Below are 23625 nucleotides of genomic sequence, written 5' to 3'. Positions count from 1 at the left end.
GCGCCACAGCCTGAAGGCCTGTCAGCCTCCTAGGCCTGCATCGGCTTCCTGGCCTCATTCACACGGGATCGGGGCCTGCCCAGTGGGCAGGCCCCGATCCCGTGTGTCGAACGGCAACAACGACGTGGGACGGGCTGCGAGTCCGTCCCACGTCGCGGCCGGCAGGGGGTCAGCGGCGTCGAAGGTCCTCGACCTTGGTGCCACCAGCCAGCGCCTTCTCACCCGGGCGGGCCAGCGGTCCCACGAGCTCGTGAGCGCGGTAGGGCTCCTCCAGGAAGGCAATCTCCTGCTCACTGAGGGTGAGGTCCAGCGCGCGCACGGCGTCATCGACCCGGCTCGGCCGCGAGCACCCCACGATCGGCGCTGCCACGCCTTTGGCCCACAACCAGGCCAGCGCGACGTCCGACATCGCTACCTCATGCTGCGAGGCGACCTGCGCGACCCGCTCGATGATCGGCATGTCCAGCGCGCGAGCCGAGTCGTACTTGGCACGCATCGTGGCGTCCGTGGTCGAGCGGGAGGAGGCCGAGTCCCAGGTCGGACGCGCCAGGTGCCCCGAGGCCAGCGGGCTGTAGGGCGTCAGGCTCATCCCGTACCTCTGGGTGACCGGGATCATCTCGCGCTCGTCCTCGCGGTAGAGCAGGTTGTAGTGGTTCTGCATGCTGGCCAAGCGGGTCCAGCCATGCTCGTCGGCCACCACCTGCATGGAGTGGAGCTGGTAGGCGTACATCGCACTGGCACCCAGCGCACGCACGCGGCCATCGCGTACCAGGCGGTCCAGCGCCTCCATGGTCTCCTCCACCGGCGTGGAGTAGTCGAAGCGGTGGATGATGTAGAGGTCGAGGTAGTCCGTACCCAGGCGCTCCAGGGTGCCGGTGATCTCGCGCTCGATCGCCTCGGCGGACAGGTGCCCGTCATTGAAGTAGACCTTCGAGGCGAGCACCACGTCCTTGCGGGCCACGCCCAGGTTCTTCAGCGACTGGCCGATAAAGCTCTCTGAGGTGCCGTGGGCGTAGGTGTTGGCGGTGTCAATGAAGTTGACGCCGAGGTCTAAGGCGTGAGCAATGACCTCCTGGGTCGCAGGCTGATCGATGACCCACTGGTGGGAGTCGGGGAAGACCTCGCCAAAGCTCATCCCGCCGATACACAGGCGGGGGATGGTGATGTCCGTGGTCCCGAGGGTCGTGTACTGCATCGGTTCTCCTGGTCCAGGCGTGAGCGTGCAGGTGCTGGTACGAGTGTGCAGCCCCCAGGTGCACGCTCATGCCCCTACCTGCACACTCGAGGAACGGCTCCAGCCTCTGCCGGTGACCGCCCGCCTTCCAGGGCCTGCCAGGTCCTGGAAGGCAGCAAGGGGGCGGGTGCGCTCCACGGCCTCACCGACGACGTCGCCCCTCGCCTGGCCCGCGGGCCAGGCCGAGCGCCGCAGGGACGGTCAGGCAGGCCTGCTCTCACCATGGCGTCAGACGGACCAGAGGCTCCCTCGAGCATGACGACGGCGGCCGGTGACCTCTTGCTCATCAGGTCACCGGCCGCCGTCGTCCAGGGAGTTAAGGGCCGACCTCACTCCCACTCGATGGTGCCCGGCGGCTTGGAGGTGCAGTCCAGAACCACGCGGTTGACCTCCGGGACGGAGTTGGTGATGCGCGTGGAGATCCGCGCCAAGACGTCGTAAGGCAGGCGGGTCCAGTCCGCCGTCATCGCGTCCTCGGAAGAGACCGGGCGCAGCACGATCGGGTGACCGTAGGTGCGGCCGTCGCCCTGGACTCCCACCGAGCGCACGTCAGCCAGCAGGACGACCGGGCACTGCCAGATTTCCTCGTCCAGGCCGGCGGCCGTCAGCTCCTCGCGAGCGATGAGGTCCGCCGCCCGCAGAATCTCCAGGTTCTCGCGCGTCACCTCACCGATGACGCGGATCCCCAGGCCAGGGCCCGGGAAGGGCTGGCGAGCCACGATCTTCTCCGGCACGCCCAGCTCGCGACCGATCGCGCGCACCTCGTCCTTGAACAGGGTGCGCAGCGGCTCGATCAGGGCGAAATTGAGGTCGTCAGGCAGGCCGCCGACGTTGTGGTGGCTCTTGATGTTCGCCGTCCCGGTACCGCCACCGGACTCCACGACGTCGGGGTAGAGCGTGCCCTGGACGAGGAACTTGATCTCGCCCCCCTGCTCACCCACCATCTCGATGACGCGACGCTGGGCCGCCTCGAAGGAGCGGATGAACTCCCGGCCGATGATCTTGCGCTTGGTCTCAGGGTCCGTCACCCCAGCCAGCGCGGAGAGGAAGCGCTCGGACTCGTCCACGGTGATGACGCGGATGCCCATGCCAGCGGCGTAGTCCTGCTCCACCTGCTCACGCTCGCCGGCGCGCAGCAGGCCGTGGTCAACGAAGATGCAGGTCAGCTGGTCACCGATCGCGCGGTGGACCAGCGCCGCGGCCACCGAGGAGTCCACCCCGCCTGACAGGCCGCAGATGACGTGAGCGTCGCCGACCTGGGCGCGGATGGCCTCGACCTGCTCGTCAATGATGTTGCCAGCCGTCCAGGTGGCCGGGATGCCGGCAGCCTCGTGCAGGAAGTTCTCCAGCGCCTTCTGGCCGTAGGCGGAGTGGAGGACCTCGGGGTGCCACTGCAGACCGTACAGGCCGCGCTCGCGGTTCTCGAAGGCCGCCACCGGGGTCTCTGCCGTGGAGGCGGTGACGGCGAAGCCCGCCGGGGCGGCCTGGACGGCGTCCCCGTGGCTCATCCACACGGCCTGGTCCAGCGGCGTGCCGGCGAAGAGGCAGGAGCTGGCGTCGACCTTGGCCTCGGTGTGGCCGTACTCGCGCGTGCCGGTGCGCCCCACCGTGCCGCCCAGGGCCTGGGCCATGGTCTGGAAGCCGTAGCAGATGCCGAGAACCGGCACGCCTGCGTCGAAGACGGCTGGGTCGATGCCCGGGGCGCCGTCGGCATAGACCGAGGAGGGGCCACCGGACAGGATGATGGCCGCCGGGTGCTTGGCAAGCATCTGCTCCACCGGCATCGAGGACGGGACGATCTCGGAGTAGACACTCGCCTCACGCACGCGGCGGGCGATGAGCTGGGCGTACTGCGCACCGAAGTCGACGACGAGGACCGGGCCGGTGGCCTGCGGGTCCGCGTGCGAGGCGGTGGCGTGGGGATTGGTCGTCACCGGCCCAGGATAGCGAGGAGACGGCAGGGGTGCCTGCCACAGGCCGCAGCCGGCGGAGGGACGCTGGCCGCCCCTAGTAACCGGGCAGTCGAGTGTGCGACTCATCCCTCATAGTTTGTATGGACAATCACCTCGACAAGGCGTCGACGACCTGTCTATGCTGAAGCCACCGGCCCACCGGGGTCGGATCCGACCAGACCGGTCGGGCACACAGCCGTGCGGGGCCTCCTTCACGGTTCCGCACAGCGGAACCGAAAGGAACACCACCATGATCGCTCCCGTCATCGACCAGGTCGTTGTCACCACCCCTGAGTCCACCGCCTCCTCCGAGGCTGAGGTCAAGGCTGCCGACCTGCTCACCTTCAAGATCGGTATGGCCATCATTGCCGCCGTCATCGTCGTCATGGCTGCCGTCGGCGCTCTCACCGCCTCCGCCCCGCTGCTCATCGCCTCGGGCGTCACCGGCTCGATCGCGGCCTTCGTGGGCACCTACACCGGCATCAACCTGATGAGCGCCTGAGGCTCCCCGAAAAGGTCCGGGAAGCCCCCCGGGCTTTCCTGAGCTGCGCGGCCAGCGAAGCCCGCGCAGCGACGTAGACCGGGACGCCCGACACCGTCAGGCCACCACGAGGTCACGTCAGCACCGCGAGCGCCGCCCAACGAGGGTCGGCGCTCTTGTCGTGTCCGGGCCGCGTCCGGCTGGGACGTGCTCAAGCCCCCAGGCCCACTGCCTAGGCCCGACCCTCCCAAAAGCCTGTGCGCCAGGCTCGTGCGCCACGGCTCGATCACCAAGGCACGTATTGCCAAGCCCGGCCACCAAAGCCCGGCCACCAAAGCCCGGCCACCCCCGTGAGGCCTACGCACCACATAGCGGCGTGCCTGCGTGTTGTGGCGGCGTGGCTTCCCAATGACGGGGCGTGCCTCCACGACGAGGGCGTGCGTGACGACGTCGTAGGACACGCCCACAGCGCACAGGCACGCTTTCACAGCACGCAGGCACGCCGCCAAGAGCACCGTCACCCTCATTGCTGTCAACACCGTCTTCACCCCGGCACTGCAACCACCGCCACACCCCCTACCAGCACCACAACCACCGCCACAGCCTCAGCAGCACGCAATACCCACTGCCAGCCGCGGCGCCGCCGCGCCCCCTCCTCAGCGCAGCGCCGTAGCCAGCCGCGGCAGCGCGAGCAGCACGAGCAGCAGACTTGTCAGCTGCAGCCCCAGGCACACCCCGAGGACGACCGGGCCACTCACCCCCAGCGCGAGCATGAGCGTCGGGCACAGGACTGACACGAGCTGGACAAGCGGGCGGTTGACGGCCTCAGCGCGACGCTGGGAGCGCAGCAGCCAGGGCGGCACCAGCGGATCGGTGCCGCCGGTGCAGGCCGGGGCGATAAGCACGTAGTGGGCGGCGACGAGGATCGTGGACACCACCACCAGCACCCACTGGTCCCCAGCCAGGCCCATGCGCCCCAGCAGCGTCAGGAGCACCAGGCCGCAGGCCGCCATCCCGGTACCAGCCAGCACCCAGGCCAGCAGCATGTGCTCGGGACGACGGCGCCTGGCGACGATCCCCAGCACCATCCACGCGCACGCCAGCGCGGCGACACCCCACACCGGCGCACACCCTCCTGCACGAAGCGCCAGGGCCGCCGGCGTCAGGCAGATCGCCGTCAGCCCCAGCGGCAGCCCCTGGACCAGCTCAAGCACCGCACCGACCACGACGGTCCGGCGCACCCGGTCCACGCGCAGGTCGCTCGCGCTCAGCGCCTTCTGCTCACCGAGCATCCCGGCGTCCATCATCACCCAGTCGATCCCGACCGCGGCCTCGAGCGGATCGGTCATCCGGCGCAGGGCAGCGTGAGCGGCCTCGACCTTGCCGTGGGCGACGTACCAGTGAGGCGTCTCAGGCAGGCTGGTGGCGACCAGGACGACCAGGACGCCGGAGGTCAAGGGGGCCAGCCACCCGAGCACCAGGGCCTGGCCCGGCAGGAGCAGCTCACCGGCCTCACCGGCAAGCAGCGCCAGGCCCGCTCCTGCTGGCAGCGAGGCAGCAAGACGGGGAACGAGCCTGCGGTGCCCGCGCTCGGCCAGCTCGTGAGCCAGCTTGGGCGTCACGATGGTGAAGCCGCCGACACCCAGACCCGTGACCAGCGCCCCGACCGACTGCCCCCAGGTGGAGGCCACGGCGGCGCTCACGGCCCCGACCACGGCTCCGACCATGACCAAGGTGGCACACACCAACGTCGCCGGCCGTCGTCCCAGCGCGTGGGAGACCAGGTCCAGGGGCAGCGCCCCGACCAGTGCGCCCAGCGGCAGCGCAGCCAGAAGGACGATGATCCTCACCGTCTCCGCCGTCGCCGCCTGTCCTTGCAGCAGCGAGGCGCTGGCGTGGTCGTGAGCGAGGGCGAGCGCCACCGAGCCCCAGGCACCGCCGGTAGCCACGCCGGTGCACGCCAGCAGGAGGCGCAGACGGCGCTGCGCTGAGCTTCGTGCGATCTTCATCGACCGTCTCCTGTCACCGGTAGGGTCGGGGCCCGGACTCCGACGACGCAGGTCCTCAGAGCAGGTGCGAATCGTCCGTCCGTGACACTAGGATGCCTTTGTGCTGACAATGCTGTCTACCTCGACCTGGGTGGTCCTCGTCATCGCGGCAGCGGCGATCGGGGTCTCCAAGACCGCGCTGCCCGGAGCCGCGACCCTTGCCGTCGCACTGTTCGCCGCCGTGCTGCCCGCCAAGGCCTCCACGGGCACCATGCTCGTCCTCCTCCTGGTCGGCGACGTCCTGGCGATCTGGATGTACCGCCGCGACGCCGACTGGCCGACGCTGCGGCGCCTGGTTCCTGGTGTGCTGGCTGGCGTGGTGCTGGGGGCCGCCTTCCTGCACGTGGCCTCCGACGGCGCGACGCAGCGGTTCATCGGCGTGCTGCTCCTGGCCCTGATCGCCGTCACCCTGCTGCTCATGCGCCTGCCCAGGCCGCCGCAGGTCCAGGGGCGCGCCGGACGCGCGGTCTACGGCACCCTGGCAGGGTTCACGACGATGGCCGCCAACGCCGGGGGCCCGGTGACCACGATGTACTTCCTGGCCTCACGCTTCTCGATCTCCACCTTCCTGGGCACGACCGCCTGGTTCTTCTTCCTGGTCAACCTGGTCAAGCTCCCCTTCTCGATCGGCCTGGGGATCATCCACGTCAGCACCCTGGCGACGGACGCCGTCCTGGTCCCGGTGGTCATCGTCTCCGCCTTTGCCGGCCGCTCCCTGGCCACCCGGATGAACGAGAAGGTCTTCAACCCCCTGGTCACGCTGCTGACGATCGGCTCGGCGATCTACCTGCTCGTGTGATCCGCCCTATCCTGAGGAGCACACCCGCCACCCCTCGGAGGTTCCCGTGCCTGAGGCCGCTCCCACTGCTCGCCGAGCGCCTGCCACCCAGCAGGACGTCGCCGACCTGGCGAAGGTCTCTCGTGGCCTGGTCTCCCTGGCCCTCAAGGGCGGGGGCCGCATGTCGGACAAGACCCGCCAGCGGATCCTGGAGGCGGCCCGCACCCTGCGCTACCGGCCGAACAACGCGGCCACCGAGCTCGCCTCCCGTCGCTCGCGACGCCTGGCGGTGATCGTGCCCTACCTCGACAACCCTTTCTTCGACCTGCTGCTGCGGGCCCTGCGGCGCCACGCCTCACAGGCCGGCTACATCCTGGCCTCCTTCGTCTCGGACCTGACGGACCAGGTGGAGCGATCCACGATCGACGACGTGCTGTCCATGCGGCCCGAGGGCCTCATCCTGCCCGGCACCTCCCTGTCACTGACGGAGCTGCGTGAGCTGTCCGCCCAGCTCCCCCTGGTCGTCATGGACCGCCGCCTGGACACCGACACGCTCAACGTCGTCCGGCTCGACGAGGACGACGCCGCCGCGCAGATCGCTGATCACCTCGCGAGCCAGGGCGTGTCCGAGACGGTGTTCTTCAGCCCGTCAGGATCGATGCACGAGACGCTGGTCGACGAGCGTCGCGAGGCGTGCCGCCTGGCCGCGAAGCGTCTCGGCATGCGCTTCCAGGCGGTGGTCTGCGACGACGGCGCCACGCCCGCCCTGGCTGCGGCGCGCTCGCGCACGGCAGGGCGCTTTGGCGCGGTGGCGTACAACGACGTCCTGGCGCTTGACCTGCACACGGCCCTGCTGGCCTCAGGCCTGCGCCCAGGGCGTGACGTCGCGCTGGTGTCCTACGACAACTCCCCGTGGGCCGACCGCCCCGAGTTCCGCCTCACCAGCATCGACCAGTCACCGGACCTGCTGGCGGCTCAGTGCGTGTCCCTCCTTCTTCAGGAGCCCACGCAGGCCCCGGTGCACCGGGTCGTGGGGGCGAGACTGGTGGTCCGCGACTCCTCACAGCCTCTTTCTGAGGGCTGAGCCACCCCTGTCCTCCTCGTCGGCGCCCTGGCGGGCAGGCGGAACGCGCGACCTGACCAGGTCGGTTCTCACACCACCTCTTGCGCACCCAGGTGCACGCTGCTAATTTTGTCTGTACAAAGTGGTGACGCGCGTTACCAACGACGGGGCGCGTGCCCACCACACTCCCACACACGCCAATGACGGCACGAAGGAGCTCACTCACCATGGCAAAGAAGACGATCGGCGTCGGCGTTATCTCCCTCGGATGGATGGGGCGCCTGCACGCCCGCTCCTACCGCTCGGTCTCCGAGCGCTTCCCCGAGCTCGGCGTCGAGGCCCGCCTGGTCGCCGCCGCCGACCCCATCGAGGAGGTCCAGCGCGCCGCCGTCGAGGACCTCGGCTTCGAGCGCGCCTACGCCGACTACCACGAGCTGCTGGCCGACCCCGAGATCGACGTCGTCTCGATCTGCTCCCCCAACTTCCTCCACGCCGAGATCGCCCTGGCCGCCATCGAGGCCGGCAAGCCCTTCTGGATCGAGAAGCCCATGGGAGTCAGCGCCGAGCAGGCCCGCACCGTGGCCCAGGCCGCCGAGAAGGCCGGCCTGGTCACCGCCGTCGGCTTCAACTACCGCCACACCCCCGCCATCGAGTACATGCGCGAGCTCGTGCGCACCGGCAAGCTCGGCCGCATCACCAACGTGCGCGTGTGGCTCATCGCCGACTACAACTCCTCCCCCCTGGGGCCCCTGACCTGGCGCGCCTCGCGCGAGAAGGCCGGTGCCGGCGTCGTTCCCGACCTCATGAGCCACGGCGCCGACCTGGCCCAGTACGTCGTCGGTCGTATCGCCTCGGTCACCGCCGCCACCGACACCTTCATCACCGAGCGTCCCATCCCCACCAAGTTGGGCTTCGGGCACTCCGGCTTCGAGATCGGCGACGAGCGCGGCCCGGTCGAGAACGAGGACTACGTCTCCATGCTGGTCCGTTTCGACGGCGGCGTCATCGGCACCATGGAGTCCTCGCGCGTCAGCGTGGGCCCGCGCGCCGAGTACGTCGTCGAGGTCTACGGCACCAACGGCTCGGCCCGCTGGAACTTCGAGCGTCTCAACGAGCTCGAGGTGTGCACCACCGTCGACGGCGGCCCCACCCACGGCTACACCCGCGCCATGGCCGGCCCGGCCTGGGGCGACTGGAGCCGTTACCAGCCCGCCATCGGCACCTCGATGGGCTTTGACGACATGAAGTCCATCGAGGCCGCCCAGTTCCTCAAGTCCGTCCTCACCGGTGAGCAGCTGGCGCCCTCGGCCGCTGACGCCTGGTGCGCCGCCGAGGTCGACGAGGCCGTCGTCGCCTCCGCAGCCGACGGCCAGTGGCATGACGTTCCCCGAGTCCAGGGCAACACCACCTTTGACGCCTGAGCACCCCATTTTTCCCGCCTTCTCAAGGCCGGACAACGACGCCGAGCCTCAGATATTCAGAAAGGACAAGGCATGACCACCAGCGCTCAACGGATCTCCTTGAAGGGGATCACCCGCGAGCAGATGGCGCAGGCCGTCAGCCACACACCCGCCTCCGGCAAGCACAGAGGCATCCTCTCCATCGCCGCCGTCGCCACGCTCGGCTCCCTCCTGTTCGGCTACGACACCGGAGTCATCTCCGGCGCCCTGCCGTACATGTACATGCCCGACGCCGCCAAGGGCCTGCAGCTGACCAGCCTCGAAGAGGGAGCGATCGGCGGAACCCTGCTCATCGGTGCGGCACTTGGCGCGCTGTTCGGTGGACGGCTGTCCGACCGTTACGGTCGCCGCCACAACATCACCTTGCTCGCCATCATCTTCCTCGTTGGCGCTCTAGGGACTACCTTCGCTCCCAACGTATGGGTGATGTACCCGTTCCGCGTCATCCTCGGCCTGGCCGTGGGTGGCGCCAGCGCTACCGTGCCGGTGTATCTGGCAGAGACCGCGCCCAAGCGCATCCGCGGTTCGATCGTCGCCATCGACCAGCTCATGATCGTCACCGGCCAGCTGCTCGCATTCACCATGAATGCAATCATCAACACGGCCAAGGGTGGCCCCCAGCTCACCATCGAGGCTGATCCTTCCGGCCTCTTTGAGCCTGGGGCGTACTCCTACGACACCCTCACCGCCCTGCAAACATCCAAGGGTGGATCGATGACCAGCGAGCAGTTCCACGCTTTCCTCGACCAGCTCACCATCACTTCCGGTAACGGCGAGGCCTGGCGCTACATGCTGGTGCTCTGCTCGATTCCCGCCATCGCACTGTGGATCGGTATCCGCCTCATGCCCGAGTCTTCTCGCTGGTACATCGCCAAGGAGCGCCTGTATGACGCCATTGCCTCCCTCAAGCGGGTGCGCGAGCCCGGCAAGGACGGCCCGCTCGAGGACGAGCTCATGGAGATGGCAGAGTCTCGCCAGCATGAATTGCTCGAGCAGCAGCGGGCCAAGGGACTGGGCTATGTCTGGTCTACCCCGTGGCTGCGTAGGCTTCTGCTAGTTGGAATTTTCCTCGCTGTCATTAACCAGACCACCGGCGTCAACACGGTCATGTACTACGCCCCCAAGGTGCTGGAGTACGCCGGCATGTCCACCTCCGCATCCATCACGGCACAGGTCGCCAACGGCGTGATGAGCGTGGTTGGCTCCGCTCTGGGTATCTGGCTCATCATGCGCTTCCGCCGTCGTCAGATCCTCATCGCCGACGTCACCGGTGTGGGCCTGTGCCTGCTCGGCATCGCCGCAACCTTCCAGCTGGCCATCGCCCCGCACATGTCCGCCGGCACCACGCCGCCTGCCTGGACCGCCTACCTCATCCTGGGCCTGATGGCCGTGTTCATGCTCATCGTCCAGTCCTCCAACGGAACCGTGGTGTGGACCATGATGGGTGAGATCTTCCCCGCCAACGTTCGCGGCGTCATGAACGGCACTGCCATCTTCTGCATGTGGATCGCCAACGCGATCATCACCTGGACATTCCCGCCCATGATGGAATCTCTTGGCGGTGGTCTGACCTACGCGCTCTACGGTGTGCTCAACCTCATCGTCGCCGTCATCCTGTTCAAGATCATGCCTGAAACGTCGGGACGATCCCTTGAGCAGGTTGAGCACGACATGGAAGAGCGTTACTCCTGACATATGCATCCCTCAGGCGAGGTATCGCCGAGTGACACTCGTTGTCATTGACCGCGATTCGTTCGGACAAATAAGATAACTCGCGTGAGCAACCGGAAGAGCGAGCGCACCATCGACCCCTCTTCCGACCGGCCCATGGGCCACCCTCATCTAGCCTCTATCAAAGGAGATTGACATGGCATTCCGCCTCGCCCCTGCCACTGCCATCAATGACCCGCACGGCATCTCATGGGGTATGCACCCCATCGCCTGGCGCAACGACGATGTCAAGGAGGTCGGCGCCTACAACACCCTCGAGGACGAGCTGCTCGACCTTGCCGACCTGGGCTACCTCGGCACCGAGGTCGCCGGCTGGTACCCCAGCAAGGAGGAGACAAAGGAGCGCGCTGACGCCCGCGGCATCAAGATCGTGGCGCAGTGGTTCTCGTCCTTCATCGTGCGTGATGGCATTGACGCCGTCATCCCTGAGTTCACTGCCAACTGTGAGTACCTGCAGTACCTGGGCGCCACCCGCATCGTGGTCTCCGAGCAGACTGGATCGGTGCAGGGCGACCGCGACATCTGCATCTTCACCAACAAGCCCGTGCTCAAGGACGAGGAGTGGCCGGTGCTGGCCGAGGGCCTCAACCGTCTGGGCGACATCGCCCACGAGCACGGCCTTGAGCTGGTCTACCACCACCACCTGGGCACGGTGGTCCAGACCAAGGAGGAGACCATCCGTCTCATGGAGATGACCGACCCGTCCAAGGTCTCCCTCCTGTTCGACACTGGTCACGCTTTCGTCGGCGACGGCGACGTCATGGGTCTGCTTGAGGCCACCATCGACCGCATCAAGCACGTCCACTTCAAGGATGTGCGTCCGGAGAAGATGGAAGAGTCCAAGAAGCTTGAGCGCTCCTTCCTCGACTCCTTCCTCAACGGTATGTTCACCGTCCCCGGCGACGGCATGATCGACTTTACCGAGCCTTACAAGTTCCTCATCGACCACGGCTACGACAAGTGGATCCTGGTCGAGGCTGAGCAGGACCCGGCTGTGGCCAACCCGCACGAGTACGGCGAGAAGGCACGCACGTACATCGAGTCCACGCTGTTCACTCTGTGAGCATGTGATGCCCGGGCGCTAGCGAAACGCTGAGTCTGCTTGGCTCTGAACCGGTGGGTCACTATTCCATTCGGACATAGTGGCCCACCGGTCTTTGTGTGATCTGGCTGAGCACTCACGCGCTGCCAGCGCCTCATCCAACACTCCCCTCGCCCGTACCGGAGCACCACGTCACCGTGCCAAACTGCGCCACATCATGACAACGTCAGGGGCGCCCGCCACCTCCTCGGTGGCGGGCGCCCCTGACGTGTGCGCGGCTCAGCTCAGGTGCTCAAGCCTGCTGAGCGCTCACAGGCTCATGTCGACGACGGCGCGGCCCTGGACCTCACGGTTGCGCAGCGCCTCGTAGCCGGCTCCTGCCTCCTCGAGCGGGAAGCGACGGGAGACGACGTCCTTGTAGTTGATGATGCCGCGCGCGGCCAGGTCGACCACGGCCGGCAGGTCCTGACGGGTACGGGCACCGTAGGAGCCCAGGATCGACTGGGAGCGACGCACGGTACGGTTGATCTCCACCTCAGCGGTCTGGACACCGGCGCCCAGGCCGATCGGAACCATACGACCGCCGTCGGACAGGACGTTGAGCGCCGTCTTCCAGGTGGCCGGGATCCCCAGGGCCTCGAAGGACACGTCCACACCCTTGCCGCCGGTGAGCCGGAAGACCTCCTCGCGGGCGTCCTGCGTCACGGAGTTGACCACGGCGGTCGCGCCGTAGCCGAACATCGGCGCCAGCTTCTCGTCGGAGACGTCGATAGCGATGACCTGCGAGGCGCCCATGGCGGCCGCGATCTGGACGATGTTGGTGCCCACACCACCGGTGGCCACGACGGCGACGGTCTCACCGAAGCGCAGGTCCGCGCCGCGGCGCACCGCGCCGTAACCGGTCATGGCAGCGCAACCGAGGATGGCGGCGGGAACGAGGTCGATGGACTCAGGGGCCGGGGCGACCGCGGTAGCAGGAACGACGGCGTACTCAGCCAGGCCGCCCATGGAGTACATGTAGATGGGCTCGCCATCAAGGCTGGACAGGCGTGTGGTCCCGTCGTAGAGCACACCCTTGAGGCGGTTGAGGTCGAAGAAGGGGCCGCACAGCTCGTCATGGCCGCGGGCGCAGGCGTCGCACTGGCCGCAGGGCATGAGAAAGCCGCCCGCGACGTTCTGACCGACCTTGAGGCCGGTGTGCTCGTTACCGGGGCCGACCTCGACGATCGTACCGGTGACCTCGTGCCCCAGGACGGCGGGCAGCGGGAAGGCGATCGCGCCGCCGATCACGTGCAGGTCAGAGTGGCACAGGCCGCAGGCCGCGACCTTGATGAGGACCTCGCCGTTCTTGGGACGGGGGGTAGGGATCGTCTCGACCTCGAGACCCTTGGCGTGGTCGCGCAGCACCGCGGCACGCATCGTCTCGGGGATCTGGAGTGCTTCGTTGCTCGTCATGGTTCAGTCTCTCTCGGCTGGGCGGTTGGGGCGCTCCCGCGTCCTCGTTCGTGCTCAACACTACCCCACCGACACATCTTTGTCAGGACATAAATACATCTCGTGCGGCAGCCTCCCGTCCGCACCCCGCCGCGGAGTCAACGGCGTTCCGTAGGCTTCGTCGCTCTGGTCGCCACGCTCACCTCACTGCTGCTCGGCTAGGACACCGCGTCACCTCCGGCGTCCTGATCCTCATGCGTCTGTGCGACGGCGCAGGAGCCATGCACCTGGGATCCCGGATGAGGGCAGGTGGGGACCGACCAGCCCATAACCGTCGCCCAAGGCGGCGGCGAGGCCGGTGAAGAACGCGATGTCTGGGGGCAAGGTTCTCGGAGCGGACGCCCGATCAAGCCTGTACCCAGGAGAGCGACGGTCAGCACGTGGTCCTTCCGGCTCCGGCACGACGGTACGCCGGCGCAGAGGGGCGGCTGACGTCTCCGGCGACTCCTCTCGCAGAGACTCATGTGATGCATTCCTGGCTCACCCAGGCTCCAGTGCCCCTCTCGCGCCAAGGAGCCCTCATCAGCTGCTTGGGGGCGTGCGTGGGGTTGTTGGGGGCGTGCGTGGGGTTGTTGGGGGCGTGCGTGGGGTTGTTGGGGGCGTGCGTGGGGTTGTTGGGGGCGTGGCTGTGCGTTGACGGCGTATCTGAGAACGTCGTCAGATACGCCGTCAACGCACAGCCACGCCCCCACCGACTAGAAGTACGCCGTCACCAGGCAGCCACGCCCCCGCCCCGCAGGCACGCCGCCACCGGGGACAAGTACGCCGCCCTCTCCCCCACCGGGGCCCGTGTCATGCACGACGGGCTCCTTGCACCACCCCCAGGCCCCAACAGCCCCGCCCTCAGACGCGCCAGACGCTCATCATCGCCCCGACAGACGACGGCGCCCCGACCACGTGTGCGGTCGGGGTGCCGAGGTGTCCGTCTCAGGCGAGGTCCGCGCCGACCCTCAGGTCAGCGCCGGACACGTGCCGTCGATCAGCTGTACTCCTTCTCGAAGCGCTCCTCGAGCTCCTCCAGAGAGTGGTACTTCGTCTCAGGAACGAACTTGATGTAGAAGAGCAGAGACAGGACGTTGAGCAGGCAGAAGACCAGGTAGGTACCTGCGCCGCCCAGGTTCTTCATCATGATCGGGAAGACGATGGAGACAAGCGCGTTGCCGATCCACAGTGCTCCGACAGCCAGACCCATCGCGGTACCACGAATCTTCGAGGGGAAGATCTCGGCAACCAGGACCCAGGTGACCGTACCGGACTGCTTGACAAAGACGAACAGGCAGACGATGACGAGCACGAGGATCGGGGCGAAGGCCGGGGCGCCGGAGATGTCGCCGTCCGCGTTCTGGTAGGGCTGGATGAGGAAGTAGAAGACGGCTGCCAGCAGGCCCAGGGAGACCACGATGCCGGCCTCCTGGTAGATACCCACGTGACGGCGGGCGAAGCGGGTGACGAGCCACAGCCCCACGGCCGAGCCGATGAAGGAGATACCACCGGAGATCACGTTGAGGGAGATGGCGTCCGTCATCGGGAAGCCCGCGGCAGCCAGGACCTTGGGCGTGTAGTACATGGCGGTGTTGATACCGGTGACCTGGTCAGCCAGGCCCAGGATGATACCGATGACCAGCAGGTGACGGGTCCACCTGGTGTTCCAGATCTGGCCCAGGCGCCACTTCTCCTGACTGGCCTCCTTGCGACGTACCTCCAGCATCTCGTCGATCTCGTCGACGATGGAGCCGTCCTTGGCCTCGTTACGCACGCGCTTGAGGGAGCCGATGGCCTCGGGGATCCGGAGGTTGGCGACGTACCATCGTGAGGACTCAGGCATCATGCGGATACCGACCCACAGCGCGATGGCGGGCAGCGAGGCCAGGATGAGCATCCACTGCCAGGTGTGTCCGTTTCCGCCGGTGACGGCCAGGCCGTTGGCGACGTCGTTGGCGACCTTCGTGGTGTAGTCCAGGGTCCCGTCAGCCGTCGTGACGTGAGGTCCGCCGTTGACCTGAGCGATGGCGGCGTTCATGGAGAAGGCCAGGAACTGACCAAAGACGATCATCATCTGGTCCAGGGCCACCAGGGTGCCACGGATGCGCTTGGGCGCGGTCTCCCCGAGGAAGACCGGGACGGTAGCCGAGGCGCCTCCGACGGCGAAGCCAAGAATGACCCGGAAGACGTAGAGCATCCAGATGTTGACGCTCAGGGCACAGCCCACGGCCCCGAAGAAGAAGATGATGGCCAGCAGCGTGATGTTGTGACGACGACCGTACTTGTCGCTCAGCTTGCCGCCCACCGAGGCACCCAGCGCGGCACCCAGGCATAGCAGGCCGCCAATCCACCCCTCTTCGGCCGTGGTCAGGCCGAGGCCTCCGGCAGCGTGAGGAAGGTACATGTACGGCAGAGCACCAGAGATGACACCGGTGTCGTAGCCGAAGAGCAGGGAGCCTAAGGTCGCGACCAGCGCGATCAGGCCAAGGGAGCGCTTCTTGCCGGAGGCAGGCGTCGTCTTGACAAGCTCCTCCAGCCGCTCACGCGACAGGTCAGTCGCTGTAACAGGGGCGTGTGACACAGATTCTCCTTTGAGAGAAGGACCTAGCCTCGTCGCTAGGTCAGGGATGACCCGCCAGTATGACCGACGGCGTCGCGTGGCCCCGCATCACCACGGAACCAGTGAGAGGAAGAAGGGACTCGGAGACCGGCCGAGAGGGCGCGATAACGCCGCACGCCTCCCGGCGCCCTCAGGTATCAGCCGAGTTCTTCCTTCAACCGGGCCAGGGCAGCCCGGTTGTAGTCGTCGGCGTACTCGTGCCATCCGAAGATGCACACGCTTAGCACGCCGTCGAATCCGACCTCGCGCAGGGTAGAGAACACCTGATCCCAGGGGACCTCACCCTGCCCGATGGCGTTGTGCTGGTGAACCGTCACGTCAGCACCCGGAGGGTTGATGATGTAGCGGTTACCGTCGTTGGCCCGGTGGTTGAAGCCGTCAGCCACGTGAACCTCACGCAGCTTGCCAGCCTCCGCCGCCGTGCGGATCATACGCGCCACGTCACCTGCACCGTCAGACAGGTGGAAGGTGTGCGGGCAGCAGTACTCATAGCCAATCCAGTCCTTGTCAATGGAGCGGACCAGTTCAAGAGCACGATCATGGAGCTCAACAAAGTCATAGGGGTGAGCCTCCATGTTGAGGCGGATCCCGTAACGCTCAAAGTCGGGAGCAAGCTCCTCCATCGAGCGGTACCACTGCTGCTCAGAGCGGCTGGCCTGGTTACGGTCGCCGGAGAACTCCGAGACAATGTCGCGCACGTCAAGCGCGTCAGCGATCTCCAGTAGACGGCGCCAGTTGCGCACCTGCGCCTGGCGCTCGGCCTCATCGGGCGAGGACCAGTTGAACACCGGGTTGAGGGTGCGGACCCTGACCCCGGTGTCCTTCTGCGCCTTGAGGATCTCATCGAGGAAGGCGCGGTCGGCCTTGGGGTAGTGGTGCCACAGGTGCAGCTCGTGGTTCGGGGAGAGCTCAACGAAGTCGAAGCCGAGCTCGCGTGCCTTACGCAGCGCGTCCGGAGTAGACATCGTCATGTAATACATGTTCGGATCCAAGGCAATGTCAGCCATTGGGTCCTCCTCTCTGACGTCGACATCCTCGTCGCTAGGACAAGTATGTCTTAACAAGGGGTAAATGTCCAGACTTAATGTGTCAGGACAACTCACGCGTAGAAGGCGGGGCGCTCCACCAGCGCAACCTTGACAACCTTGCCGTCGTTCTCAAGCGATTCCACCGCTGCGTCCACGACTGCGGTGGCAGCGTAGCCATCCCAGGACGTCGATCCGGTGTGCTCACCAGCAGCCACCGCGTTGATCCAGGACTGGAACTCGGTGTTGAAAGCAGCCTGGAAGCGGTCGATGTGGGACTGGCACATGGCGTTGCGGTCACCGTGGATGTCACGGATGAAGATCTTCTCCTGGTCCCCCAGGCGCACAGCCGCGTTCTCCAGCACGAGCTCACACTCAATGGAGTATCCGTACTCGAGGTTGACGTTCACCTCATCGTCAATGAGGACGCCGGACTCCGTGCGCATCACCACGACGACCGGGTCAATGAGGTGGTCGAAGCGGCGGGTGGTCAGCTTCGGGCGGTCAACGCGGACCTCGGTGATCTCCTCTCCCAGCAGCCAGCGCATGGTGTCGATCTCGTGGATGGCGGTGTCGTCGATCGCCATGCGCGAGGTGTAGGACTCGGGAACCGAAGGGTTGCGGTGACGGTTGTGAACCAGCAGCGCCTCACCGTTGTCCCCCTTGTCCAGGACAGCCTTCATCTCGTTGTAGGCGGCGTCGAATCGACGCATGAAGCCCACAGTGACGAGCTTCTTGCCAGCCTTCTGCTCAGCCTCCATGATGGCCAGGCAGTCCTCAGCAGTGGTTGCCAGCGGCTTCTCGCACAGGACGTACTTGCCTGCCTCGATGCACTTGATGACGTCGGGAGCGTGAACCTTGCCGAAGGTGGCGATGACGACGGCGTCGACCTCGGGGTCGTTGATCAGCGCCTCGGAGTTGTCATAAGCCTTGGCACCGTAGGGCTCGGCCGCCGAGCGGGCTGCGTCCAGGACGATGTCGGCCACAGCAGTGATCTTGGCGCCCGCGAGGTCATTGTGGATGCGGGCAAGGTGTGCACGGCCCATGCCGCCGGCGCCGACGAGTCCAATGCGAACAGTCATGTCAGTATCTCTTCCTTGAGTCATGGTGTGGTGGGGGTGCTGTGGGCACCGTCGTACGGAGCGCGGCGGTGCCCACAGCGAGTCAGGGGGGTGGAGAGGTTCAGACCGAGGTCAGGCCAGACCCAGGCCGCACTCAGCCAGGTACTGACGCATGTTGATCGCGTTCTGCTTGGGGAAGGACGGGTCGCAGGGGTAGCAGTCCTGCTCACAGATCGCGTAGAGCGGCTTGTCGAGGGCAGCCAGGGCGTCAACGAAGGCGTGCATCTCGGGCAGACCCTTGGGCGGGCACACCGAAGCACCCTTGGTCACGGCCTCACCGAAGGGCCAGTCCTTCTCGTGGGCCTGGCGGGTGATGTCCTCGTCGAAGGCCTTGATGTGGACGTAGGCGATGCGCTCGGGGTACTTCTTGCACAGCTCGATCGGGTCACCGCCGCCGTAGACGACGTGCCCGGAGTCCAGGCACAGGTTGACGTAGGACGGGTCAGTGGCGTCGAGGACACGGGCGATCTCCTCGGGCGTCTCGATGTGGGAGTCACCGTGGGGGTGGAGGACCATCTTGAGGCCGTACTCGTCGAGCAGCATCTGCCCCAGGGCGTTGGCGTGCTCGATGTAGAGCCTCCAGGCGTCGTCGCTCAGGACTCGGTCGTCGGTCCACTCCCAGGTCTTGTCGTCGCGGTACAGCGGGGGGAGGTGGACGATGTACTCGGCACCGACGGCGGCGTGGGTCTCGGCGATGGCACGGAAGGTCGTGAGGGTGGTCTCCCAGGCCTCAGCCTTGTGAAGGACTCCCCAGCCGGTGCCGGCGACCACGCGCATGCCGTACTCGTCGCACCACTTCTGCAGCTCCTTGGGGTCGGTCGGGAAGTAGCCGAAGGGCCCGGTCTCGATCACCTCGAAGCCGGCCTCAGCCATCTCCTCCCAGGCCTGGCGGGGGCTCATCTGCTTGGGGTCGTCCGGGAACCAGACGCCCCACTGGTCGGGGCACACGCCGATGGTGAGCTGGGAGTACGTGGGGTCGAGAGTGTTGACAGCCTTTGACGGTGACATCGTTGTCGCTCCTTGAGGTGGAGGGCCAGAATGTCCGAATCGTTTCGGACATGATCGAGAATACATCGCTGCTGGGCGAGACGCCACCCGTTTGTGTAGACAAATTGAGAAAGACCGATCGCAGCCGCGACGCACGAGCAGGCTGCGCCACCAGGCCCCGGCCTCACCTAGCGCAGCGCCGCCGCCGGATCGATCCGGCTGGCCCGACGGGCTGCCAGCAGCGCCGCCGACAGACCTGCGACCACGCCGAGCAGCACCCCCAGGGGCAGGGTGAGGGGCTCGATGACCGGCTGCCAGCGCTGGGCGATGGTCACCCCAAGGATCACCAGCACCGAGCCGACCACGCCAACGCACCCGCCCACCAGGCCGATGAGCACGGACTCCCCCGCGATGAGCACGCGCAGGTGGATCCGGCGGGCGCCGATGGCACGGCGCAGCGCCAGCTCACCGTGGCGGGCCTGGACAGCAGTGTTCATGGCGCTGGACAGGGTCGCCAGCCCCGCGAGCACCGCGACGGCAGTGAGGGTGAGCAGGATGTTGCGCACGTCAGACTCCAGGACCTCACGCATGGCCTGCGGGTCCGGCGGCGCCAGCGTCGTGGTCTGCTCAGCGAGCTCGGGCAGCCAGGCCACGGCGGCGACCTTGCCCACCTCCTGGGCGGCCCCCGGCTGGACCCAGATCTCCACGCCCGCCTCACGGGCGGGTGAGAGCCCCGAGAGCTGCTCCTGGCTCATGACGACGGCGCTCATTATCTCCGCCCTCAGCCCCGCCTGCGAGATGATCCCGACGACCTCGTAGGGGACGCCCTCGACCCACAGCGTCGGTGAGGCCTGTACAGGGCCGAGCCCAAGGGAGGCGGCAGCGGCTGCGCCGACGAGGACCTGTCCCTCGCCGAGCCCACGGGACAGGTCGACCCCGGGAGCCAGCTCCTGGACACCCAGGAGGTGGGAGACCGGGGTGGCGGGGGTGATCCCGTAGGCCCTCACGCTTGAGGTCGGCAGGCTGGGATCCGTCGTCGCCTCCAGGTCCTCATGGACGCTGAGCGCCATGACCTCCTCGACACCCGCGACCGAGGCGACACGCGCCATCCCCTCCCGGTCCGGAGCGGCCGCCACCTGGGCCGGGCCGACGCCGGTCAGGGAGTCCTCCTGGACACCGACAGCGACCCGGCGGTTGCGCTGGGCGTCAAAGGCGGCTGAGACCTGGTAGCGGGCCGTGTAGGCCAGGCCGATGATGGTCAGGCACAGCATGACGGCCACGACCACCACCGACACGAGCCTGAGGGTGCGCCCCGGCTCCGCGTCCAGGGTGCGCGCGACGTCATGCAGCATCATGCGCCAGCGCACCGTGGAGGGGCGAGTGAGCGCGCCAGCCTCCGCAGCAGCGGGGCCGTCACCGTCCTCACGGCTGGCAACCTGCCCCGGCCTCTGGGCGGAGCCGGGGTCTAGGCGCCGGGTCTCCTCACTCACCCGCCCGTCAACGACCCGCACGCGCCGGTCCGCACGCGCCGCCACCGCCGGATCATGGGTGACGACGACGACCGTGGTGCCGGCCCCGCTCAGCTCCTGGAGGAGGTCCATCACTGCCTGCGAGGAGGCGGAGTCGAGGTTGCCGGTCGGCTCGTCGGCCAGGAGCACCGGTGCGCCACCGCTGATAGCCCTGGCGATCGCCACGCGCTGGCGCTCGCCTCCGGACAGACGGTCCACCGGCATGTGGCTGCGGTGGGACAGGCCCACGAAGTCCAGCGCCCTCAGCGCCCGCCGCCGGGCGTGGTCGACGGTGGCGCCCTGGTAGGCCAGCCCGAGCATGACGTTCTCCACGGCGCTGCGGTGGGGGATGAGGTGGAAGGACTGGAAGACGAAGCCGAAGGTCCGGGCACGCATGCGCGCGGCCTCGCCGTCGTCCAGGTCAGTGGCAGGCACGTCATCAATGAGGTACTGGCCTGCGGTCGGGGTGTCCAGCAGGGCCAGGACATTGAGCAGGGTGGACTTCCCCGCCCCGGAGGGTCCCTCGATCGCCACGAAGTCACCCTGCCGGATCACCAGCTCCGCCTCACGCAGTGCCTTGACGGGGACAGCACCGGGGTAGGTGCGGCTGACCGCCTCCAGGCGGAGCTCGGTCATGACTGGTCGACCCGGAGCTGGTCGCCCACCGCGAGGGAGTCGGCGGTGATCGCGCACTGCCCGCCCACGCACCCCTCGAGGGCCACCGGGACGGTGAGGAAGGAGCCGTCCTCCTGCCTGGCCAGGACGGTGTGCGCCCCGTCAGCGACGGTAGACACGGCACGCTTGGGGACAAGCAGGGCGCCGGTGATCGTGGGAGTGCGCTCGATGGTGAGCACAAGCTCCTCCCCCGGCCCAGGCAGCTCTCCCCCGCCCTCCAGGGTAAAGACGGCGACGGACTGGGCGCCACCTAGGTAGGAGCCCATCGCGCCGCCCACCCCGGCGTTGGGGGGGGGCGGCCTGCTGAGCACCGGCCTCACTCCCCTTGGCGGTGTCCTGCTCCACCAGACGCGTCTGGGACAGGGCCAGGGAGAGCTCTCCCGCTGCGCTCACCGCGCGCGCCCTGGTCCCGACGCTGAGGGTGTCAGCCGTCCCCTTGGGCATCTGGGCCTCCACGCGGGCCGCGCCGCCAGCCACGGTCATGACGGCGGTGGCAGCGTCAAGGACCTGCCCCTGGGCGGGTAGCTCGGTGACGACAGGGCAGGAGGCGAGACTGGGGACGTAGACGACCTCGGCCTGGGGGAGCGTGAGCAGCGTCGTCTGGGTAGCCGTCCCAGCCTGAGCGTCCTTCCTCTCCTGGGCACCGGGGCCCGAGGAGGACATGCCCCGCTGCGTGGCATCAGCCCCGTCCCCTTCTGTCCCTCCTGCTTGCCTGGTGGTCGTGGGCACGGAGTAGCCAAGATCCGTGTATAGGTTCCTCAGCGCGCTGGCGGTGGCTGCTCCGAAGTCGCCGTCCGCCCGCACGTTGTAGCCCAGGCTCGCCAGGGCCTGCTGAAGCTGGACGACGTCGTCGCCCTGGTCGCCCTGGACAAGGTCCCGGTAGGCGGGAAAGGCCCCGGGCAGCGCGATGAGCGGACGGCCGTTGACGTGAAGAAGGACCTGACCGGCGCGCAGCTGCTGGCCCGGCGCGACCAGCTGGCGGCTGACGACACTCCGTCCGTCCGCCAGAGGCAGGGTCACTGTCTGGGTCTCGGTCTGCACGACCGTGGCAGCGGCGGTGATCTCATCGTGCAGGTCGCCGCTGGCCACCGCCACCGTGACCGGCTGGACGGTGGGCGGTGCCGCGGCCGCGTCACGCTGGGCCGGGGACTGGACGCTGCGCGCCAGCCACCAGGTCCCGGCGACCACTGCGACGGTGACGACGACGGCCAGGAGGACGAGCCGACGGCGTCGCTGCGGGCGAGGGGCGTCAGCCTCCTGCGTGTCCATGGGATCAGAGGGTCCAGGGAACGTCATCTTCTCAATCCACCACGCTGCGATGGGCGTTGATGTAGTCCTTCAGCGTCTGCTCCTGCTCGCGGATCTCTTCCAGAACAGCCGCGAACTCAGGGGCATGGTCCGCAAGGTAGCTGTCATCGGCCTCCCACGTCAGGCCGTAGGCCAGCCGGTCATAGCCGCTGTTCTCGGTGCACTGCGCCTCATGGACCGCGATCTCGACCTCCTCCTCCGTCAGAGTCGACAGGTCGGCATACCGAGCGTTATCAGCCCCGCCCAGGCCAAAACGCTCCATCACCGACGGAGCAGGGCCCGGACGGTCCTCAGGCAGGTCCGGAATCCCCAGCGGAGCCATGCACTCACGCCATGCAGCCATCGCCTCCTTGAGCGCAGGATTCTCCTCAAATCCAGACGCCTGCGGCATGTATTTCATAGCCTGGCCGGCCCGCTCAAATACGGGGTCTTCCATCACACGGCGTCTACAGTCCTCAAAGTCCTCGTGGTAGGCCTCCCCCTGAGAGGCGAGGAAGGCTTCGGCCGCCATCACAAAGTCACGGAGCTCTGAGGGGGCAGCGTGGTATCCGTACTGCCTTGCCTCGTCAACCGTTCGGGGTCGGCCCCATCCACCAGAAAGCGTCTCCGCCTCTGGGGCGTTCCAGTCAAACTCCTGCACCGGTGGCGCCACTCTACCTCGGTCCACCATGCACGAGGCCACGTGGAGGTCATAGGCGTAACCCCACAGCCTGGGGTCAACCCCCTCATAGGGATAGGAAGGCAGGCTCCCCTTCTCATAGTCCTTGATCGTCAAGCCCGAGACCGACACCGTTCCGTCCGGGGAGATGTCACTAGGGGACATGGACGAGACGTCAGCACCGACCTCCCGCTCAGCCGTCTCAGGACCGCAGGCAGACGACCCCGCCGCGAGCAGCACGAAGGCCAGTACCCTCGGGCACCACGACCGGAGCCCCATCAGCACCACCCGCCAGCAGGAAGCTGGCTCGTGAAATAAGCAGAGGAAACCGGCTCTTCACGAACGAGGGTGTAGTCGGTTGAGCGCGTCGGTGGCCGGGTAGGGGTCGAGGTCTCCCGGATGATGGAAGTTCTTCACGCTCGCCATCCCGAAAGACCTCGACGTGCTCCACCCTACTT

The 23625-nt window shown here is 67.3% G+C and carries 18 protein-coding genes; 6 read left to right on the top strand and 12 right to left on the bottom strand.

All coding sequences use genetic code 11. From position 1 onward, the window contains the following. Window positions 1–169: 169 nt before the first annotated feature. Together CYJ26_RS05110 and guaA are read right to left on the bottom strand one after the other, a co-directional pair. Window positions 170–1195, bottom strand: a complete 1026-nt coding sequence (locus CYJ26_RS05110; RefSeq protein WP_006548489.1) for an aldo/keto reductase — start codon at window positions 1193–1195, stop codon at window positions 170–172. Window positions 1196–1563: 368 nt separating this feature from the next. Beyond that, window positions 1564–3168 carry a glutamine-hydrolyzing GMP synthase gene (guaA, locus tag CYJ26_RS05105; RefSeq protein WP_006548488.1) on the bottom strand — a complete coding sequence of 535 codons (1605 nt, stop codon included), beginning with the start codon at window positions 3166–3168 and terminating at the stop codon, window positions 1564–1566. Window positions 3169–3436: 268 nt separating this feature from the next. Between guaA and CYJ26_RS05100 the strand changes: the two genes are divergently transcribed. Next, window positions 3437–3688: a mandelate racemase gene (locus CYJ26_RS05100; RefSeq protein WP_101638083.1), complete on the top strand. Its 252-nt coding sequence runs from the start codon at window positions 3437–3439 to the stop codon at window positions 3686–3688. A 635-nt stretch (window positions 3689–4323) separates the two neighbouring features. Here the strand turns inward: CYJ26_RS05100 and CYJ26_RS05095 are convergent. Further along, entirely contained in the window at window positions 4324–5676 is a 1353-nt protein-coding gene (locus CYJ26_RS05095; RefSeq protein ID WP_006548486.1) for an MFS transporter, read from the bottom strand. Between the two features lie 100 nt (window positions 5677–5776). On the opposite strand from CYJ26_RS05095, the gene CYJ26_RS05090 reads away from it, so the two are divergent. The 5 genes from CYJ26_RS05090 (at window position 5777) to iolE (ending at window position 11810) form a co-directional block, all read left to right on the top strand. After that, window positions 5777–6514 (top strand): sulfite exporter TauE/SafE family protein, encoded by a 738-nt coding sequence (locus CYJ26_RS05090; RefSeq protein ID WP_006548485.1) that lies wholly within the window; start codon window positions 5777–5779, stop codon window positions 6512–6514. Window positions 6515–6560: 46 nt separating this feature from the next. After that, complete coding sequence (locus CYJ26_RS05085; protein ID WP_006548484.1) at window positions 6561–7577, top strand: LacI family DNA-binding transcriptional regulator; 1017 nt, start codon at window positions 6561–6563, stop codon at window positions 7575–7577. Between the two features lie 206 nt (window positions 7578–7783). Beyond that, on the top strand, window positions 7784–8977 hold the full coding sequence (locus tag CYJ26_RS05080) for a Gfo/Idh/MocA family protein (protein WP_034237071.1): 1194 nt from the start codon (window positions 7784–7786) through the stop codon (window positions 8975–8977). Window positions 8978–9049: 72 nt separating this feature from the next. Beyond that, window positions 9050–10708 carry an MFS transporter gene (locus tag CYJ26_RS05075; RefSeq protein ID WP_006548481.1) on the top strand — a complete coding sequence of 553 codons (1659 nt, stop codon included), beginning with the start codon at window positions 9050–9052 and terminating at the stop codon, window positions 10706–10708. A 175-nt stretch (window positions 10709–10883) separates the two neighbouring features. Continuing rightward, window positions 10884–11810: a myo-inosose-2 dehydratase gene (gene iolE, locus CYJ26_RS05070; RefSeq protein ID WP_101638082.1), complete on the top strand. Its 927-nt coding sequence runs from the start codon at window positions 10884–10886 to the stop codon at window positions 11808–11810. A 288-nt stretch (window positions 11811–12098) separates the two neighbouring features. Here iolE and CYJ26_RS05065 read toward each other — a convergent pair whose 3' ends face one another. From CYJ26_RS05065 to CYJ26_RS05030, 9 genes are all read right to left on the bottom strand, one after another. Then, on the bottom strand, window positions 12099–13244 hold the full coding sequence (locus CYJ26_RS05065) for a zinc-binding dehydrogenase (protein ID WP_101638081.1): 1146 nt from the start codon (window positions 13242–13244) through the stop codon (window positions 12099–12101). A gap of 1018 nt (window positions 13245–14262) precedes the next feature. After that, the gene (locus CYJ26_RS05060) at window positions 14263–15846 is read right to left on the bottom strand and encodes an MFS transporter (protein ID WP_006548477.1); all 1584 of its coding nucleotides are present in this window, start codon (window positions 15844–15846) and stop codon (window positions 14263–14265) included. A gap of 176 nt (window positions 15847–16022) precedes the next feature. Next, complete coding sequence (locus CYJ26_RS05055; protein WP_101638080.1) at window positions 16023–16892, bottom strand: sugar phosphate isomerase/epimerase family protein; 870 nt, start codon at window positions 16890–16892, stop codon at window positions 16023–16025. Window positions 16893–16984: 92 nt separating this feature from the next. After that, window positions 16985–17992 (bottom strand): Gfo/Idh/MocA family protein, encoded by a 1008-nt coding sequence (locus CYJ26_RS05050; protein ID WP_101638079.1) that lies wholly within the window; start codon window positions 17990–17992, stop codon window positions 16985–16987. Window positions 17993–18103: 111 nt separating this feature from the next. Continuing rightward, window positions 18104–19039, bottom strand: coding sequence for a sugar phosphate isomerase/epimerase family protein (locus CYJ26_RS05045; RefSeq protein ID WP_101638078.1), 936 nt, complete (start codon window positions 19037–19039; stop codon window positions 18104–18106). A gap of 167 nt (window positions 19040–19206) precedes the next feature. Beyond that, entirely contained in the window at window positions 19207–21162 is a 1956-nt protein-coding gene (locus CYJ26_RS10720; RefSeq protein WP_101638077.1) for an ABC transporter ATP-binding protein/permease, read from the bottom strand. Then, window positions 21159–21320, bottom strand: a complete 162-nt coding sequence (locus CYJ26_RS10715) for a hypothetical protein (protein ID WP_180950853.1) — start codon at window positions 21318–21320, stop codon at window positions 21159–21161. Before CYJ26_RS10715 ends, CYJ26_RS10720 begins: the two co-directional genes overlap by 4 nt. Continuing rightward, window positions 21304–22497 (bottom strand): peptidoglycan-binding domain-containing protein, encoded by a 1194-nt coding sequence (locus tag CYJ26_RS05035; protein ID WP_101638076.1) that lies wholly within the window; start codon window positions 22495–22497, stop codon window positions 21304–21306. The genes CYJ26_RS10715 and CYJ26_RS05035 overlap by 17 nt, the downstream gene beginning before the upstream one ends. Before the next feature lie 4 nt (window positions 22498–22501). Continuing rightward, window positions 22502–23332: a hypothetical protein gene (locus CYJ26_RS05030; protein ID WP_145990765.1), complete on the bottom strand. Its 831-nt coding sequence runs from the start codon at window positions 23330–23332 to the stop codon at window positions 22502–22504. Window positions 23333–23625 lie beyond the last annotated feature (293 nt).

It is taken from the genome of Actinomyces urogenitalis (assembly GCF_002861525.1).
Lineage (GTDB): Bacteria > Actinomycetota > Actinomycetes > Actinomycetales > Actinomycetaceae > Actinomyces > Actinomyces urogenitalis.
This window is presented reverse-complemented; position numbering and strand designations above follow the sequence as displayed.